Below are 15,208 nucleotides of genomic sequence, written 5' to 3'. Positions count from 1 at the left end.
CTCCATTTGTTATTTTTCTTTTGTTAGTTGTTCTAATGTTTTCCCAAGATTATGTGATCGTTGTGTAGCCTGTGTAATACAAGAAATAAGTGCTTGTTGAAATTTATGTTCTTGTAATACTTCAATGCCTGCTTCGGTCGTTCCACCAGGAGAAGTAATTTCCTTTCGCAAAACAGAAGGGTGTTTTTCACTTGCTTTTAGCATTTCAGCAGCACCAATCATCGTCTGAAGAATAAGTGACTTTGCAACATCTTCTTTTAAACCAATTGTTTTTGCGGCTTCTTCCATCGCTTCCACTACGTAATAAATATAAGCAGGCCCACTTCCAGATAATGCAGTGACAGCATGCATATCTTCTTCCTCTACAACAGAGACGAGACCGATTGTTTCAAATAAAGCTATGGCAGTCTGAATATGTTCCGCTGTTGCATGTTTTGAAGGCGAGATAGCAGTAGCTGATTTTAAAATAGCTGCAGATGTATTTGGCATCGCACGAATAATCGGAACATCTTTTTGAAGCAGGTTTCTAATCGAGTGAGTAGAAACACCTGCTAATAAGGAAATAATAAGCAGGTTATTATGTATATCTTCTTTAAAAGGAGTAAGTGCTTCTGCAACATCCTTTGGTTTCATTGCTAGAAAAAGAATAGTTGTATCAGTAAGTAGCTCTTTTTTATTATGCGTACCTTTAACGCCATATTTTTTATGTAGCTCCTGCAATCTTGTCTCGTTAGAACGATTACTTACGGTAATTTGTTCGCCTTTCACAACATTTGCATGTAACAAGCCACCAATAATAGCTTCAGCAATAGAGCCTGCACCGAGAAAGGAAATGTTTTGAATAGACATGATGTTCCTCCTTTAAATTTGGTTAGAAATTCTTATAAATGTACATACATTCGTTTTTTTATAGGAAACACCTCTTTTTATCTGAAAATAATGACAAATATATATAGAAGTTGTAAACTGAAGAAGTATTCATTTTTGAACCGGAAAGAGACAGGGGGGCTAAGCATGACGGCGATTCACCGAATGGAGATTCCTGTGCCATTTGCAGTTGAAACTGTGAATGTGTTTTTAGTTGAGGGGGAGACATTAACATTAATTGATACAGGGACGAATACAGAAGAGGCAAGAAGTGCGTTAGAAAGGCAATTAGGTACATTAGGATATGCGATAGAAGATATTAAAACAGTAGTCATTACGCATCATCATGCGGATCATTGTGGGCTTTTAAATATATTTTCTGAGAAAACGAACATTATTGGACATCCTTGGAATGAGCCTTGGATCACGCAAAATCCAGAATTTTTAAAGTGGTATCATGAGTTTTTTAGAGAGACAGCTTTGCAATTTGGTGTTCCAGCGGCATTTTTGAAAGACGAGGCGCTATTGACGACGAAGACACTTAAATATTCTTGTAATAGATCGTTAACACATACTGTGAGAGAGGGAGATCGTATTGATTCTTTACCTGGGTTTACAGTAATCGAAACACCAGGTCATGCTTCCACTCATATTTCATTATATAGAGAATCTGATGGAATATTAATTGGCGGGGATGCTCTCATTAGTCATATTTCTTCGAATCCCATATTAGAACCACCATATGAAGGACAAACAGAAAGGGCGCGCCCGTTATTACAATATAATCAGACGTTAAAGCGTTTAAGTGAAATGAATATTTCGCGCATTTTATCAGGACATGGAGAAGATGTTCTAAATGTGAAACAACTTATTGAAACGAGATTACAAAAGCAAGAAACACGTGCGTTTAAAGTGCTTGAGTTATTAAAGGAAAAACCAATGACAGCATTTGAAGTATGTGTAAAACTATTTCCGGTATTATATAGGGAGCAATTGCCGCTTACTATTTCAGAAACTGTTGGACAATTAGACTTTTTAGCATATAATCAACAAGTGATGATTGATGAATCTTCGCAACAATTGATTTATTATGCAAAGTAGGTGACAGCAATGACGGGACGTTTACAAGATAAAGTAATCGTCATTACAGGTGCTTCTAGTGGAATTGGAGAGCAAGTTGCAATGCAAGTTGCAGAGCAGGGGGCGACTCCAGTATTAATGGCTAGAACAGAAGAGAAATTAAAAGCGTTAGCAGAGAAAATTAAAGAAACTTATAATACGCCTTGCTATTATTATGTATTAGATGTAAGTGAAGAGACGGAAGTACAATCTGTTTTTTCAAAGGTATTACAAGAAGTGGGACGTATTGATATATTAGTAAACAATGCGGGATTTGGTATTTTTAAAACATTTGAAGATGCATCAATGGATGAAGTGAAAGATATGTTCCAAGTAAATGTATTTGGATTAGTAGCTTGTACGAAAGCGGTACTACCCTATATGGTGAAAAGGAACGAAGGACATATTATTAATATTGCTTCACTTGCTGGGAAAATTGCAACTCCGAAATCGAGTGCGTATGCAGCGACGAAACATGCCGTATTAGGATTTACGAATAGTTTACGCATGGAGTTGTCTAGTACAAATATTTTCGTAACAGCGATTAATCCAGGTCCGATAGATACAAACTTTTTTGAAATAGCGGATCAATCCGGTACATATGTGAAAAATATGGGACGGTACATGTTAAAACCAACATATGTAGCAGAGCAGATCGTAAAATCGATGCAAACGAAAAGGCGTGAAGTAAACTTACCGAAGTGGATGGGCATTGGTCCGAAATTGTATGCTCTATTCCCAGGTTTATTTGAGCGTGTTGCAGGTAAATCATTAAGTAAAAAATAGGAGATTTCCATATGGAAATCTCCTATTTTTTTATTTTCCAGTCACATAATCGTAAACGATATCCTCCACTGCCTCGTATACATCAATTTCAGTATTTGAATGAATTATCGTTTGAATATGTTTAATTAGCATTTCCTGATCCTCATTTGAAATAGGATTACATTGATATTGTTGAAAACTTTTTATGATCATTTTCTCAATTAATTTCTCATTCATGTTTTTCCCCGCCTGTATGTATACATGTATTGTTTTCCCCGGTATTAACGGGCAGTAAAACTCCCACCTTAAAATTCGGCTAGAGCAAAGAAGTTAGGTGGGAGATCGACTGCCCCTAAACGCCCGATTGGTGTGGGCTAATAATCAGTGGGGATGAACAAAAACCCACTGATTATAGTTTCACTTTATTGTACTTGAAGTGAAATAAAAAAACTACTATACGCTATTTGTGCATAAAAATTCGGTTATGTATATTGTTTTTCTAGTAAAATTAAGTTTTTTTAAGTTTATAAAATTTATAAATATTTAATTGACTCTATAAATATACAATATTATAATCATACTTAATTTAAAGAATCGATATGAGGAGGAGCATATGAAAGTCGCAATTATTGGAGCAACTGGGTATGGAGGTATTGAGTTAATTCGGTTAATAGAGCAACATCCATATTTTTCGATAGCCTCTCTCCATTCTTTTTCGCAAGTTGGCGAGTGTATAACAAATGTATATCCGCATTTTCAAAATGTTCTTGTCCATACGTTACAAGAAATTGATGCGGAGGAAATAAAGAAGAAAGCAGAAATTGTATTTCTAGCAACCCCAGCAGGAGTGTCGGCAGAGTTAACTCCAAAATTATTAGCAGTAGGTTTAAAAATAATTGACCTATCTGGAGACTTTCGTATGAAAGATCCTTCGACATATGAACAGTGGTATAAAAGGGTTGCTGCAAAAGAAAAAGTTCTTAAGGAAGCTGTATATGGGTTAAGTGAATGGAAAAGGTCCGAGATTCAAAATGCAAATTTAATTGCAAACCCAGGATGTTTTGCTACAGCCGCATTATTAGCGATATTGCCGTTAGTACGTAGTGGCATGATTGAAGAAGATTCCATTATTATTGATGCGAAATCAGGAGTATCTGGAGCGGGCAAAACGCCAACAACAATGACTCACTTTCCTGAGTTATACGATAACTTGCACATTTATAAAGTAAATGAGCATCAACACATTCCTGAGATTGAGCAAATGCTTGCAGAGTGGAATAGGGAAACGAAGCCAATCACGTTTAGTACACATTTAATACCGATATCACGGGGGATTATGGTTACACTTTATGCGAAAGTAAAACGAGAAATGGAAATAGAACAACTTCAAAAATTATATGAAGAAACATATGAACAATCGGCTTTTATTCGAATTCGCATGCAAGGAGAGTTTCCAAGTCCGAAAGAAGTGAGGGGCTCAAATTATTGTGATATGGGGATAGCTTACGATGAAAGAACAGGAAGAGTGACAGTCGTTTCTGTTATAGACAATATGATGAAAGGTGCGGCTGGGCAAGCGATTCAAAATGCAAACATAGTAGCGGGACTAGAAGAAACAACAGGTTTACAACATATGCCGCTTTATCTATAAGGGGGACAGGATGATTAAAGTAGAGTCTATAACAAAATTAGAAAATGGTTCAATTGTAACGCCAAAAGGCTTTTCGGCAATCGGTACTGCAATTGGTTTAAAAAAAGAAAAAAAGGATTTAGGTGTAATCATTTGTGAAGTGCCAGCATCATGCGCCGCTGTTTATACAACGAATCAAATACAAGCAGCCCCGCTGCAAGTAACGAAAGACAGTATAGCAGCTGAGGGGAAATTACAAGCGATTGTCGTCAATAGTGGAAATGCAAATGCTTGTACAGGAATGAAAGGCTTACAAGATGCTTACGAGATACGTGCATTAGGGGCCGAACATTTTGGAGTGAAAGAAAATTACGTTGCAGTAGCTTCAACAGGTGTAATTGGTGTTCCTTTACCGATGGATATAATCCGAAAGGGAGTTGCAAATCTTATCCCGACGAAGGAAGTAAGTGAAGCTCATTCTTTTTCTGAAGCGATTTTAACGACGGATCTTATAACGAAAGAAACGTGCTATGAGATGATGATTGATGGGAAGAAAGTGACGATTGCTGGTGTTGCGAAAGGTTCAGGGATGATTCACCCAAATATGGCAACGATGCTAAGTTTTATTACGACAGATGCTCATATAGAGCATGACGTATTGCAAACAGCACTATCACAAATAACGAATCATACATTTAATCAAATTACGGTGGATGGAGATACTTCTACGAATGATATGGTCATCGTTATGGCAAGTGGATTATCAGAAACGAAACCAATCAATATGGAACATGCAGATTGGGAAACTTTCGTATTTGCTTTACAGAAGGTATGTGAAGATTTAGCGAAAAAAATTGCACAAGATGGTGAAGGTGCTACGAAGTTAATAGAAGTAAATGTGCTAGGAGCTCGAACGAATGAAGAGGCAAAGAAAATTGCAAAGCAAATAGTCGGTTCGAGTCTTGTGAAAACAGCAATACATGGTGAAGACCCAAATTGGGGGCGAATTATTAGCAGTATGGGACAAAGTGAAGTAGCGATTCATCCGGATACAATTGATATTACTCTACAATCTATCGCTGTGTTAAAAAATAGTGAGCCTCAAATGTTTTCTGAAGAGGAAATGAAAAGGAAATTAAAAGAACATGAAATTGTGATGGATGTGTATTTACATTTAGGAGAAGAGACCGGATCAGCTTGGGGCTGTGACTTGAGTTATGAATATGTGAAAATAAACGCTTGTTATCGTACATAAGGAGAGGGAAGATGAGCGATTATATTGTAGTGAAATGCGGCGGTAGTATGTTGGATCAATTAAATGATGTGTTTTTTGATTGTATAAAGAAATTGCAACAGAAGTATAAAGTAGTGATTGTCCATGGTGGCGGCCCAGAAATTGATGCGCAATTAAAAGATTGTAACATCAAAGTAGAAAAAAGAGATGGGTTACGAGTAACACCAAAGGAAGTTATGGATATTGTTCAAATGGTGCTATGTGGAAGTACGAATAAAAGATTTGTAATGAAGTTGCAAAGGCATAATTTACTTGCGGTAGGTTGTTCAGGGTGTGACGGCAATTTACTTCAAGTTCAACCTGTCAGCGAAGAAATAGGATATGTGGGAGAAGTAAGTTATGTCGAAACAGCCTTACTAAAAGGATTGATAACTTTGAATTATATTCCTGTTATTGCTCCAATCGGGATAAATGATAATGAGATTTATAACATAAATGCGGATACAGCTGCAGCTGGAATTGCAGCCGCTTTATCCGCAAAAGAACTCATCTTTATTACGGATGTAGATGGAATATTACATGAAGGAAAGTTAGTAAAGAAAACGGATGAAATTGAAATTGTTACTTTAATAGAAAAAGGAGTTATTACAGGCGGGATGATTCCGAAGGTACAGGCGGCACTAGCGTCATTAAAAATGGGAGTGCAGAAGATAAGTATTGTGAACGGTACAAAAGATTTTACTGAAGTTACGGGAGAGTGTATCGGAACGACGGTAACGAAAGGAGTAAGTATCGTATGACAAGTCATCTTTTTCAAACGTATGGGAGAAGAAATATTGAGCTTGTAAAGGGAAGTGGAACGAAAGTTATTGGTAAAAATGGTAAGCAATATTTAGATTTCACATCAGGAATTGGCGTATGTAATTTAGGACATTGTCACCCTACTGTTATGAAAGCTGTCCAAGAGCAACTTAATGATTTATGGCATATATCTAACCTGTTTATAAACAGCTTACAAGAAGAAGTCGCGTCATTATTAACAGAAAATATAGCATTAGATTCTGTTTTTTTCTGTAATAGCGGGGCAGAGGCGAATGAAGCTGCGTTGAAGCTAGCTCGTAAGCATACTGGAAAATCTCTCGTCGTAACATGCCAGCAGTCTTTTCACGGTAGAACATTCGCAACGATGAGTGCGACGGGTCAAAATAAAGTGAAAGAAGGGTTTGGTCCGCTCCTTCCGTCTTTTTTACATATCCCTTTTAACGACGTGAAGGCGTTAGAGGAAGTAATGAATGAAGAAGTCGCGGCGGTAATGGTAGAAGTTGTTCAAGGAGAGGGAGGAGTCATACCTGCTAATCTATCTTTTTTGAAAGCAATTGAAACATTATGCAATAAATTCGGTTCCTTATTTATTATTGACGAAGTACAAACAGGAATTGGAAGAACAGGGACATTATTTGCTTATGAACAAATGGGAATACATCCTCATATCGTTACTACCGCTAAGGCGCTTGGAAATGGCATTCCGGTTGGAGCGATGATTGGCAGGAAAGAACTTGGAACATCGTTTACTGCAGGATCACACGGTTCAACGTTTGGTGGAAATTATATTGCAATGGCTGCAGCGAAAGAAGTATTGCAAGTAAGTAAGAATCCATCATTTTTAAAAGAGGTAAAGGAAAAGGGCGAGTACGTATTACAGAAGTTGCGAGAGGAATTACGACATGTTGAATGTATTCAAAATATACGTGGTAAGGGGCTTATGATTGGAATTGAATGTACGCATGAAGTTGCAAGTTTTATAGAACAACTAGAAAAAGAGGGACTTCTCGTATTACAAGCAGGATCTAATGTGATAAGACTATTACCACCACTTATTGTAACGAATGAAGAGTTAAAACAGGCAGTATATATGATAAAAAAAGTAGTTTGTACAAAAAACGTATCAATCATATAAGGGGGAAGTTTCATGTCAACTGTACAAGTACCAAAATTAAATACGAAAGATCTTTTAACATTAGAAGAACTGACGCAAGAAGAAATCATTTCTTTAATTGAGTTCGCTATATATTTAAAAAAGAATAAGCAGGAGCCTTTATTACAAGGCAAAATATTAGGGCTTATCTTTGATAAACATTCAACTCGTACTCGCGTATCTTTTGAAGCAGGAATGGTACAGCTTGGGGGACATGGCATGTTTTTAAGTGGGAAAGAGATGCAAATCGGAAGAGGAGAAACCGTTTCAGATACTGCGAAAGTATTATCTCATTATATTGACGGGATCATGATACGTACATTCTCACATGCGGATGTAGAAGAGCTTGCAAAAGAATCGAGTATTCCTGTTATTAACGGTTTAACGGATGATCATCATCCTTGTCAAGCGTTGGCAGATTTAATGACAATATATGAAGAAACAAATACATTTAAAGGAATAAAATTGGCTTATGTAGGTGACGGAAATAACGTATGTCATTCATTGTTGTTAGCGAGTGCAAAAGTCGGAATGCATATGACTGTTGCAACGCCTGTAGGGTATGAACCGAATGAAGAGATTGTAAAAAAAGCGTTAGCGATTGCCAAGGAAACAGGAGCTGAAATTGAAATTTTGCATAACGCTGAATTAGCAGTGAGTAAAGCAGATTTCATTTATACTGACGTTTGGATGAGCATGGGGCAAGAGGGAGAAGAAGAGAAATATACTTTATTTCAACCATATCAAATCAATAACAAACTTGTTAAGCATGCGAAGCAAACATATCGTTTCTTACACTGTTTACCTGCCCATCGTGAAGAAGAAGTAACAGGAGAAATTATAGATGGACCACAGTCTATTGTCTTTGAGCAAGCTGGTAATCGATTGCATGCGCAAAAAGCATTATTAGTAAGTTTATTTAAAAATGTAGAAGAGCTTTCCTAAATGATGTGCACCCCAATTGTTAAGCACGAATAACAATTGGAGGTGTGCTTTTTAGATTGAAATGTCGTATGTATATTTGGTTAACTATCTCTATATCATTTATAATAAAAAGAGTAAACTAAATTTGTTTTTCATATCATGTAAGGACATACTAGATAGAAAAAATATAGTTAAAGAGATGATGAATTTGAAAACAACTAAGAAAACATATTCGTTTTTTCAGCGGATGTGGAGAATATTAAAGTTTCAATATTATAAGTTGCTTCGATCGCCAGAAGGCGCGAAGAAAGTATCGTTAGGTTTTGCTATAGGATTTGGTTTAGAAATGTTAGTCATTTATACGGCATCGCTCGTATATGTAATATTTTATCCGATCGTTCGATTAGCAAGGGGATCTTTTCCTGCTGCGGTTATTGGCAATATTATTGGGAAAATATCGTTTCTACCGATATTTTTATTTCCATTTGCTTATGCGTTAGGAAAAATGATATATCCATTTCATGTACAAAAAATACATCATGAACCATTTACGATATCTGACTTGTTTTCGAGTCATATTTTTACGATATTAAAGGGGTTAGTGCAGAGTGAAGTGTATGTATTAATTGGAATGACGATTTTAGGAGTGGTGCTTGGGGGAATTTCATATTTCGTTGTGCATTATTTATATGAAAAGAACCGTAAGTTACGTTTGAAGAATAGAAAGAAACGAGTGAGAGAACCACTCATGCAAATATAAAGAGTGTCACATTCATTTTCTCCTTTGAATATGTTTAAGAAAAAGGGGGAGAGAATGAATGTATTATTATTACGTACCGCAAGTATATCCATATGTAAATTATCATCCGGTTTATGATATGAATAGACAATACGAATTATATCGACAACAACAATTACAGCAATTGCCACAAATACCATCACAACAGCCTACGCAAGATCAAAAACCATATTTAACGACATGGCCGTATTCAAATGTATACTATGGTAATTATTACGAATCATAAAGCTGCTTCTATTTAGAAGCAGCTTTATGCGTTTGTTTTCAAAATTAAATTTTGAATGGTTTGAAGAGAATGGATGAGCTTCTCACGCTCTTCCTCAGATAATGTTTGGAAATTTTCTTTTAATTTGTCTAAAATGAATTGTTGATACTGATTTACTAACAATTTCCCTTCAGCTGTTAGGGAAATTAAAATGACCCGTCGATCTTTTTCGCTATAATGACGCTCTATTAGTTCTTCTTGAATCAGTTTGTTTAATAGAGGTGTCATGTTAGGCCGTGAAATCGCTAGCCGCTTGCCGATTTCGGAAACTGCTAATGTGCCATTTTCATGCAGAAGCAGTAATACTTGTGTATGTGATGGCGGCATATGTCTTTGAGAAGAAAATTCTCCAGGAAGCATAAATTTGCGATAAAAAAGAGGCACTAGCGAAAGAAGATGATCAACAATACGTTCCCACTCGCGTGATTCCATATAAAGGCCCCCTTCCACTCTCATTGTAACAAAAAAGACATGTTATAAAAATAGAATTGTTTCATGGAAACTTTAATATTTGTAGGCTAACACTTTTTTTGTAAATGAATCGGCAATAATCGTATAGCCTTTATCATTTGGGTGTACTTGGTCAAAGAGTAATTCTTTTTTATCATTCGATATTAATTTACGAATTGGTAAAACGATAGATGGTTGATTTGCTTTTGAACTGGAATAAACGGATTCATTCCAGCCATCTAAAAACATATCTGCATAACTGGCGATGGAGTCATCGAGTTGTAACGGGTTATAGAGTTCAGAAAGAATGAGTAAAGCATCCGGATTTTGATCTCGAACTGTCTTTACAATATTTTTTATATCCGCTTCAAAATGAGCTTTTTCTTTATTTAACATTTTAATACCATCTATAACACCGACATCACGATTTAAACGGAATAAATTATTTCCTCCAATATTAATTGTAATGATATTTGCTGCTCTAATTTTTTGCTTTACATCTTCTGATTGCACTTTTTTAGCGAGACGATCTGTTGTAAGACCGTTTATTCCAAGGTTTTCTACGGTAATTGGTTTATGAATTTGTGCTTCTATTTGTCTAGAAGCTAATTCAGCAAATCCCCCTTGTGTCGATCCATATCCTTTGGCGAGCGAATCACCTAGTACGAGATGATAAAAGGAATCGTTTGTTTGCTTATCAATCCAACTTGGAGTAGATGTTTTTTCTGTGTTTTCTTCGGGTTCATTTTGTTTTGTCTCATCGTTCTTTTCAAAATAAGAATAAGAAATGATTAGAAGGAGGAGACAAACAATTGTTAAGATGACTTTTTTCATATATTCATCCTCCTTGTAATTGGTAATTGTATCATATTCAGCAGTATTAACAATGTAAGGGCATATTATATGTTTATGAAAAGTTTACAATAACTTTACAGAAAATTTGTAGAAGTATGTCAAAAAATATTGACGATATGAAAGTACATTATATATGATAATGTCAGATAAGGTGAAATTTTAATGAGTAGTGCTTTATTTCCAACTAAGTAAAGTTTCACTAATCGGGCGTTTAAGGGGACTCCTCATTAGCGCAGGATGAAATGAAAATCTTGTCTCTAATAGAAGAAAAAAGGTATGTGGTTAGAGGCAAATAGAGGTTTATTTCATTATTTTGGGTAATTGTATAAGGGGGATTTTTTGTGAAAAAGTCAAAAAAAATGCTAGCTGGAGCAACTCTTGCTATTGGTGTAATAGCACCACAAGTGTTGCCAACAACAGCTCATGCGGATGAGAACAATGGGGAGAGTACGGTTAACTTACGAATTCTAGAAACATCAGATATTCACGTTAACTTAATGAATTACGATTATTATCAAACGAAAACAGATAATAAAGTAGGTCTCGTGCAAACGGCAACACTTGTTAATAAAGCACGTGAAGAAGCGAAGAACTCTGTCCTATTTGATGATGGGGATGCATTACAAGGGACACCGCTTGGAGATTATGTAGCGAATAAAATAAATGATCCGAAGAAGCCTGTGGATCCTAGTTATACACATCCATTATATCGTGTAATGAATTTAATGAAGTATGACGTCATCTCTCTTGGGAATCATGAATTTAACTACGGTTTAGACTATTTAAACAAAGTAATTAGTAAAACAGAGTTCCCGGTTATTAACTCGAACGTCTATAAGGACGATAAAGATAATAATGAAGAGAACGACCAAAACTACTTTAAACCATATCATGTTTTTGAAAAAGAAGTAGAAGATGAATCAGGTCAAAAGCAAAAAGTGAAAATTGGCGTAATGGGATTTGTTCCACCTCAAGTTATGAACTGGGATAAAGCGAATTTAGAAGGAAAAGTGAAAGCGAAAGATATAGTTGAAACAGCGAAGAAAATGGTGCCAAAAATGAAAGCAGAAGGTGCAGATGTTATCGTTGCACTAGCGCATTCCGGTGTTGATAAGAGTGGATACAACGTTGGCATGGAAAACGCGTCGTATTATTTAACAGAGGTTCCTGGTGTAGATGCAGTATTAATGGGACATTCACATACTGAAATGAAGGATGTATTTAATGGTGTTCCAGTTGTAATGCCTGGTGTCTTTGGAAGTAACCTAGGTATTATTGATATGCAATTGAAAAAGGTAAACGGAAAATGGGAAATACAAAAAGAGCAATCGAAGCCGCAACTTCGTCCGATTGCTGATAGTAAAGGGAACCCATTAGTAAAATCTGATCAAGAATTAGTTAATGAAATTAAAGATGATCATCAAGCGACAATTGATTATGTGAATACAGCTGTAGGAAAAACGACAGCGCCAATTAATAGTTATTTCTCATTAGTACAAGATGATCCTTCTGTACAACTTGTAACAAATGCGCAGAAATGGTATGTAGAAAAGTTATTTGCTGAAAATGGACAGTACAGCAAATATAAAGGAATTCCAGTTTTATCTGCAGGAGCACCATTTAAAGCAGGTGGCCGAAACGGTGCTACATATTATACGGATATTCCAGCTGGAACGTTAGCGATTAAAAACGTGGCAGATTTATATGTATATCCAAATACGTTATATGCTGTAAAAGTAAATGGGGCACAAGTGAAAGAATGGCTTGAAATGTCTGCAGGTCAGTTTAATCAAATTGATCCAAAGAAAACAGAAGAACAGCCGTTAGTAAATATAGGCTATCCTACATATAACTTCGATATTTTAGATGGCTTAAAATACGAAATTGATGTAACACAACCAACGAAATACGATAAAGATGGAAAAGTTGTAAATGCAAATACGAATCGTATTATAAATATGACATATGAAGGTAAGCCAGTAGCTGACAATCAAGAGTTCATCGTCGCTACAAATAACTATCGCGGAAGTAGCCAAACGTTCCCAGGTGTAAGTAAAGGAGAAGTTGTATACCAATCACAAGATGAAACACGTCAAATCATTGTGAAGTATATGCAAGAAACACCAGTTATTGATCCAGCAGCAGATAAAAATTGGACGTTTAAACCGATTGTTGCAGATAAATTACACACAACATTCGATTCTTCACCAAATGCACAAAAGTATATAAAGAAAGATGGGAAAATATCATATGTTGGACCATCTGAAAATGAATTTGCTAAATATGCAATTGATATAACGAAGAAGAACGATGATGATAAGGAAACTGGTGGAGAGAATCCAACGACACCGCCAACAGGTGAAGGGAATAATGGAGGAAATCCAACGACACCACCAACAGGTGAAGGCAGTAATGGAGGAAATCCAACGACACCACCAACAGGTGAAGGCAGTAATGGAGAAAATCCAACGACACCACCAACAAATGAAGGTAATAATGCAGGATCTGGACAAACTACAACGGATAATCAAAACTCAAAAGAAACAATAACTGTAAGTGAAAATAAAGAAGAACGTGATTTACCGAAAACAGGTACAAGTGTTGCTTCTACAATTGGAGCAGGTTTGGCGTTTGTTGGAGCGGGATTACTTCTGTTATTTAGAAGAAAGAAAGCAAATAAATAGTCGAGAAATATAAAAAAGGATTACCGATTTAGGTAATCCTTTTTAGTATATTATGAAATTGGTACTGCTTTTTCTTTCTTCCATGAAAGACCAAATCCAGTGAAACCAACAATAATTGTTAAGACTGGGCAAGCTAAACAGAAAATTGCGTATGGAAGGTAATCGAATGTTGGAACGCTAAGGACGTTTGTTAAGAATACGCCACTTACACCCCATGGTACGAGCGGGTTAATAACTGTACCTGCATCTTCTAATACGCGTGATAAATTACGACGCTCTAAACCAACTTCATCGTATTTAGTAGCAAATGCTTGTCCTGTTAAAACGATTGATAAGTACTGCTCACCAAGTAAGAAGTTTACACCAATTGCAGTTGAAGCAGTAGAAATAATTAAGCGTGTGCTATTTTTTACGAAGCTAGAGATGATATTCATGAGCTGCGTGATAATACCCATTCCTTGTAATAATCCTCCCATACAAAGTGCTAGGAAAATAAGCGCAATCGACATCATCATGCTTTGTAGACCACCGCGAGATAGTAAGCTATCAATATCTTTAATACCAGTTTTAGAAACGTAGCCGTCTTGCATAATTTTCATTAAATCAGCTAAAGAAGTGCTAGGTTTAAAAATAAAGAGAATAATAATTCCTACCACAATTCCTGCAAGCAATGTTGGAACAGCTGGAACTTTTTTAAATGCGAATAGGAACAGTAATAAAATTGGAATAAGTGTAACGATAGAAATCGTTGCATTTTTCTCTAATGTGCTAATAAATTTTGTGAAGTCAACGTCTCCACTCGTACCGCTTCCTAAAATGAAAAATGCGATAAAAGCAATAATGAAAGCTGGAACTGTTGTCCAAAGCATGTTACGAATATGCTCAAATAAATCTACACCCGTTACAGCAGGAGCTAAGTTTGTTGTATCAGATAAAGGAGACATTTTATCTCCAAAGAATGCGCCAGAAATAATTGCACCAGCGATTAGAGCCGGATCGTATCCGAGAGCACTACCCATACCCATAAAGGCAAGTCCTACAGTTGCGGCAGTTGTAAAGGCGCTACCGATACTTGTTCCAACAATTGCACAAACTACAAAAACAGTTGGAACGAAAATTTTAGGAGATACAATCTGGAAGCCGTATACCATTAAAGTTGGAATTGTTCCAGCAGCGATCCAAACACTAATTAATACGCCTACCAGTAAGAAAATAAAAATAGATGGAATACCAGCTGAAATACTACTGATCATCCCTTTTTCCATAGTAGACCAAGAGATTTTTTTCATAAATCCAAATGCTAATAAAAGAACGATACCAAATAAAATTGGGATGTGTGGTGAAACTTCTAATTGGATAACACTAAAGCCAATACAGAAAAAGATAAATAATGTTAAAAGAACAGATTCAATTTTTGAAACCATTGTTTTTCCCTCCTAAGTAATCTAAAATAGCTCTTTTTTATATAAAATTCGCCAATATTGTATATTTCCTTCTAAAATTTAGAATTTTGTGACAAATTACCGGTAATTGTTGATCCTTCAATATGATACGGAAATGATTGGATAAAAAAACGTCCCTGCATATAATTATGCAGGGACGAAGAAATCGCGGTACCACCCTAGCTTGTGAAATGAATGT

The 15,208-nt window shown here is 36.0% G+C and carries 15 protein-coding genes; 10 read left to right on the top strand and 5 right to left on the bottom strand.

The genetic code is table 11. The features are described 5' to 3' along the window. Positions 1–9 precede the first annotated feature (9 nt). Positions 10–849 carry a pyrroline-5-carboxylate reductase ProI gene (proI, locus tag ILS93_RS08460; RefSeq protein ID WP_000027261.1) on the bottom strand — a complete coding sequence of 280 codons (840 nt, stop codon included), beginning with the start codon at positions 847–849 and terminating at the stop codon, positions 10–12. Between the two features lie 165 nt (positions 850–1,014). Between proI and ILS93_RS08455 the strand changes: the two genes are divergently transcribed. Together ILS93_RS08455 and ILS93_RS08450 are read left to right on the top strand one after the other, a co-directional pair. Next, positions 1,015–1,968, top strand: a complete 954-nt coding sequence (locus ILS93_RS08455; protein ID WP_098102726.1) for an MBL fold metallo-hydrolase — start codon at positions 1,015–1,017, stop codon at positions 1,966–1,968. Between the two features lie 9 nt (positions 1,969–1,977). Beyond that, positions 1,978–2,772 carry an SDR family oxidoreductase gene (locus ILS93_RS08450; RefSeq protein WP_098102727.1) on the top strand — a complete coding sequence of 265 codons (795 nt, stop codon included), beginning with the start codon at positions 1,978–1,980 and terminating at the stop codon, positions 2,770–2,772. 30 nt (positions 2,773–2,802) lie between these two features. Here the strand turns inward: ILS93_RS08450 and ILS93_RS08445 are convergent, their stop codons facing one another. Beyond that, entirely contained in the window at positions 2,803–2,988 is a 186-nt protein-coding gene (locus tag ILS93_RS08445; protein ID WP_064474856.1) for a YqzH family protein, read from the bottom strand. A gap of 376 nt (positions 2,989–3,364) precedes the next feature. Between ILS93_RS08445 and argC the strand changes: the two genes are divergently transcribed. From argC to ILS93_RS08410, 7 genes are all read left to right on the top strand, one after another. Continuing rightward, positions 3,365–4,402 (top strand): N-acetyl-gamma-glutamyl-phosphate reductase, encoded by a 1,038-nt coding sequence (gene argC / locus ILS93_RS08440; protein WP_064474857.1) that lies wholly within the window; start codon positions 3,365–3,367, stop codon positions 4,400–4,402. Between the two features lie 10 nt (positions 4,403–4,412). Continuing rightward, a complete protein-coding gene (gene argJ, locus ILS93_RS08435; protein ID WP_098102729.1) occupies positions 4,413–5,636 on the top strand; it encodes a bifunctional glutamate N-acetyltransferase/amino-acid acetyltransferase ArgJ in 1,224 nt (407 codons plus the stop codon). 11 nt (positions 5,637–5,647) lie between these two features. After that, positions 5,648–6,415, top strand: a complete 768-nt coding sequence (argB, locus tag ILS93_RS08430; RefSeq protein ID WP_088047202.1) for an acetylglutamate kinase — start codon at positions 5,648–5,650, stop codon at positions 6,413–6,415. Next, complete coding sequence (locus tag ILS93_RS08425) at positions 6,412–7,572, top strand: acetylornithine transaminase (RefSeq protein WP_222660326.1); 1,161 nt, start codon at positions 6,412–6,414, stop codon at positions 7,570–7,572. The genes argB and ILS93_RS08425 overlap by 4 nt, the downstream gene beginning before the upstream one ends. 12 nt (positions 7,573–7,584) lie before the next feature. Beyond that, positions 7,585–8,535 (top strand): ornithine carbamoyltransferase, encoded by a 951-nt coding sequence (argF, locus tag ILS93_RS08420; protein ID WP_064474861.1) that lies wholly within the window; start codon positions 7,585–7,587, stop codon positions 8,533–8,535. Positions 8,536–8,713: 178 nt separating this feature from the next. Next, on the top strand, positions 8,714–9,274 hold the full coding sequence (locus tag ILS93_RS08415; protein WP_064475084.1) for a DUF2062 domain-containing protein: 561 nt from the start codon (positions 8,714–8,716) through the stop codon (positions 9,272–9,274). A 58-nt stretch (positions 9,275–9,332) separates the two neighbouring features. After that, positions 9,333–9,539 carry a hypothetical protein gene (locus ILS93_RS08410; protein ID WP_060632192.1) on the top strand — a complete coding sequence of 69 codons (207 nt, stop codon included), beginning with the start codon at positions 9,333–9,335 and terminating at the stop codon, positions 9,537–9,539. A 24-nt stretch (positions 9,540–9,563) separates the two neighbouring features. Here ILS93_RS08410 and ILS93_RS08405 read toward each other — a convergent pair whose 3' ends face one another. Then, the gene (locus ILS93_RS08405) at positions 9,564–10,010 is read right to left on the bottom strand and encodes a MarR family winged helix-turn-helix transcriptional regulator (RefSeq protein WP_000445817.1); all 447 of its coding nucleotides are present in this window, start codon (positions 10,008–10,010) and stop codon (positions 9,564–9,566) included. Positions 10,011–10,082: 72 nt separating this feature from the next. After that, a complete protein-coding gene (locus ILS93_RS08400) occupies positions 10,083–10,862 on the bottom strand; it encodes a GDSL-type esterase/lipase family protein (RefSeq protein WP_222660324.1) in 780 nt (259 codons plus the stop codon). A 362-nt stretch (positions 10,863–11,224) separates the two neighbouring features. Between ILS93_RS08400 and cpdB the strand changes: the two genes are divergently transcribed. After that, a complete protein-coding gene (cpdB, locus tag ILS93_RS08395; protein ID WP_222660322.1) occupies positions 11,225–13,567 on the top strand; it encodes a bifunctional 2',3'-cyclic-nucleotide 2'-phosphodiesterase/3'-nucleotidase in 2,343 nt (780 codons plus the stop codon). A gap of 50 nt (positions 13,568–13,617) precedes the next feature. Here cpdB and nhaC read toward each other — a convergent pair whose 3' ends face one another. Then, positions 13,618–14,991, bottom strand: a complete 1,374-nt coding sequence (gene nhaC, locus ILS93_RS08390) for a Na+/H+ antiporter NhaC (RefSeq protein ID WP_088047205.1) — start codon at positions 14,989–14,991, stop codon at positions 13,618–13,620. Between the last annotated feature and the right edge of the window lie 217 nt (positions 14,992–15,208).

Origin of the sequence: Bacillus sp. 16GRE42, from assembly GCF_019837435.1 — a bacterium.
GTDB lineage: Bacteria > Bacillota > Bacilli > Bacillales > Bacillaceae_G > Bacillus_A > Bacillus_A wiedmannii.
This window is presented reverse-complemented; position numbering and strand designations above follow the sequence as displayed.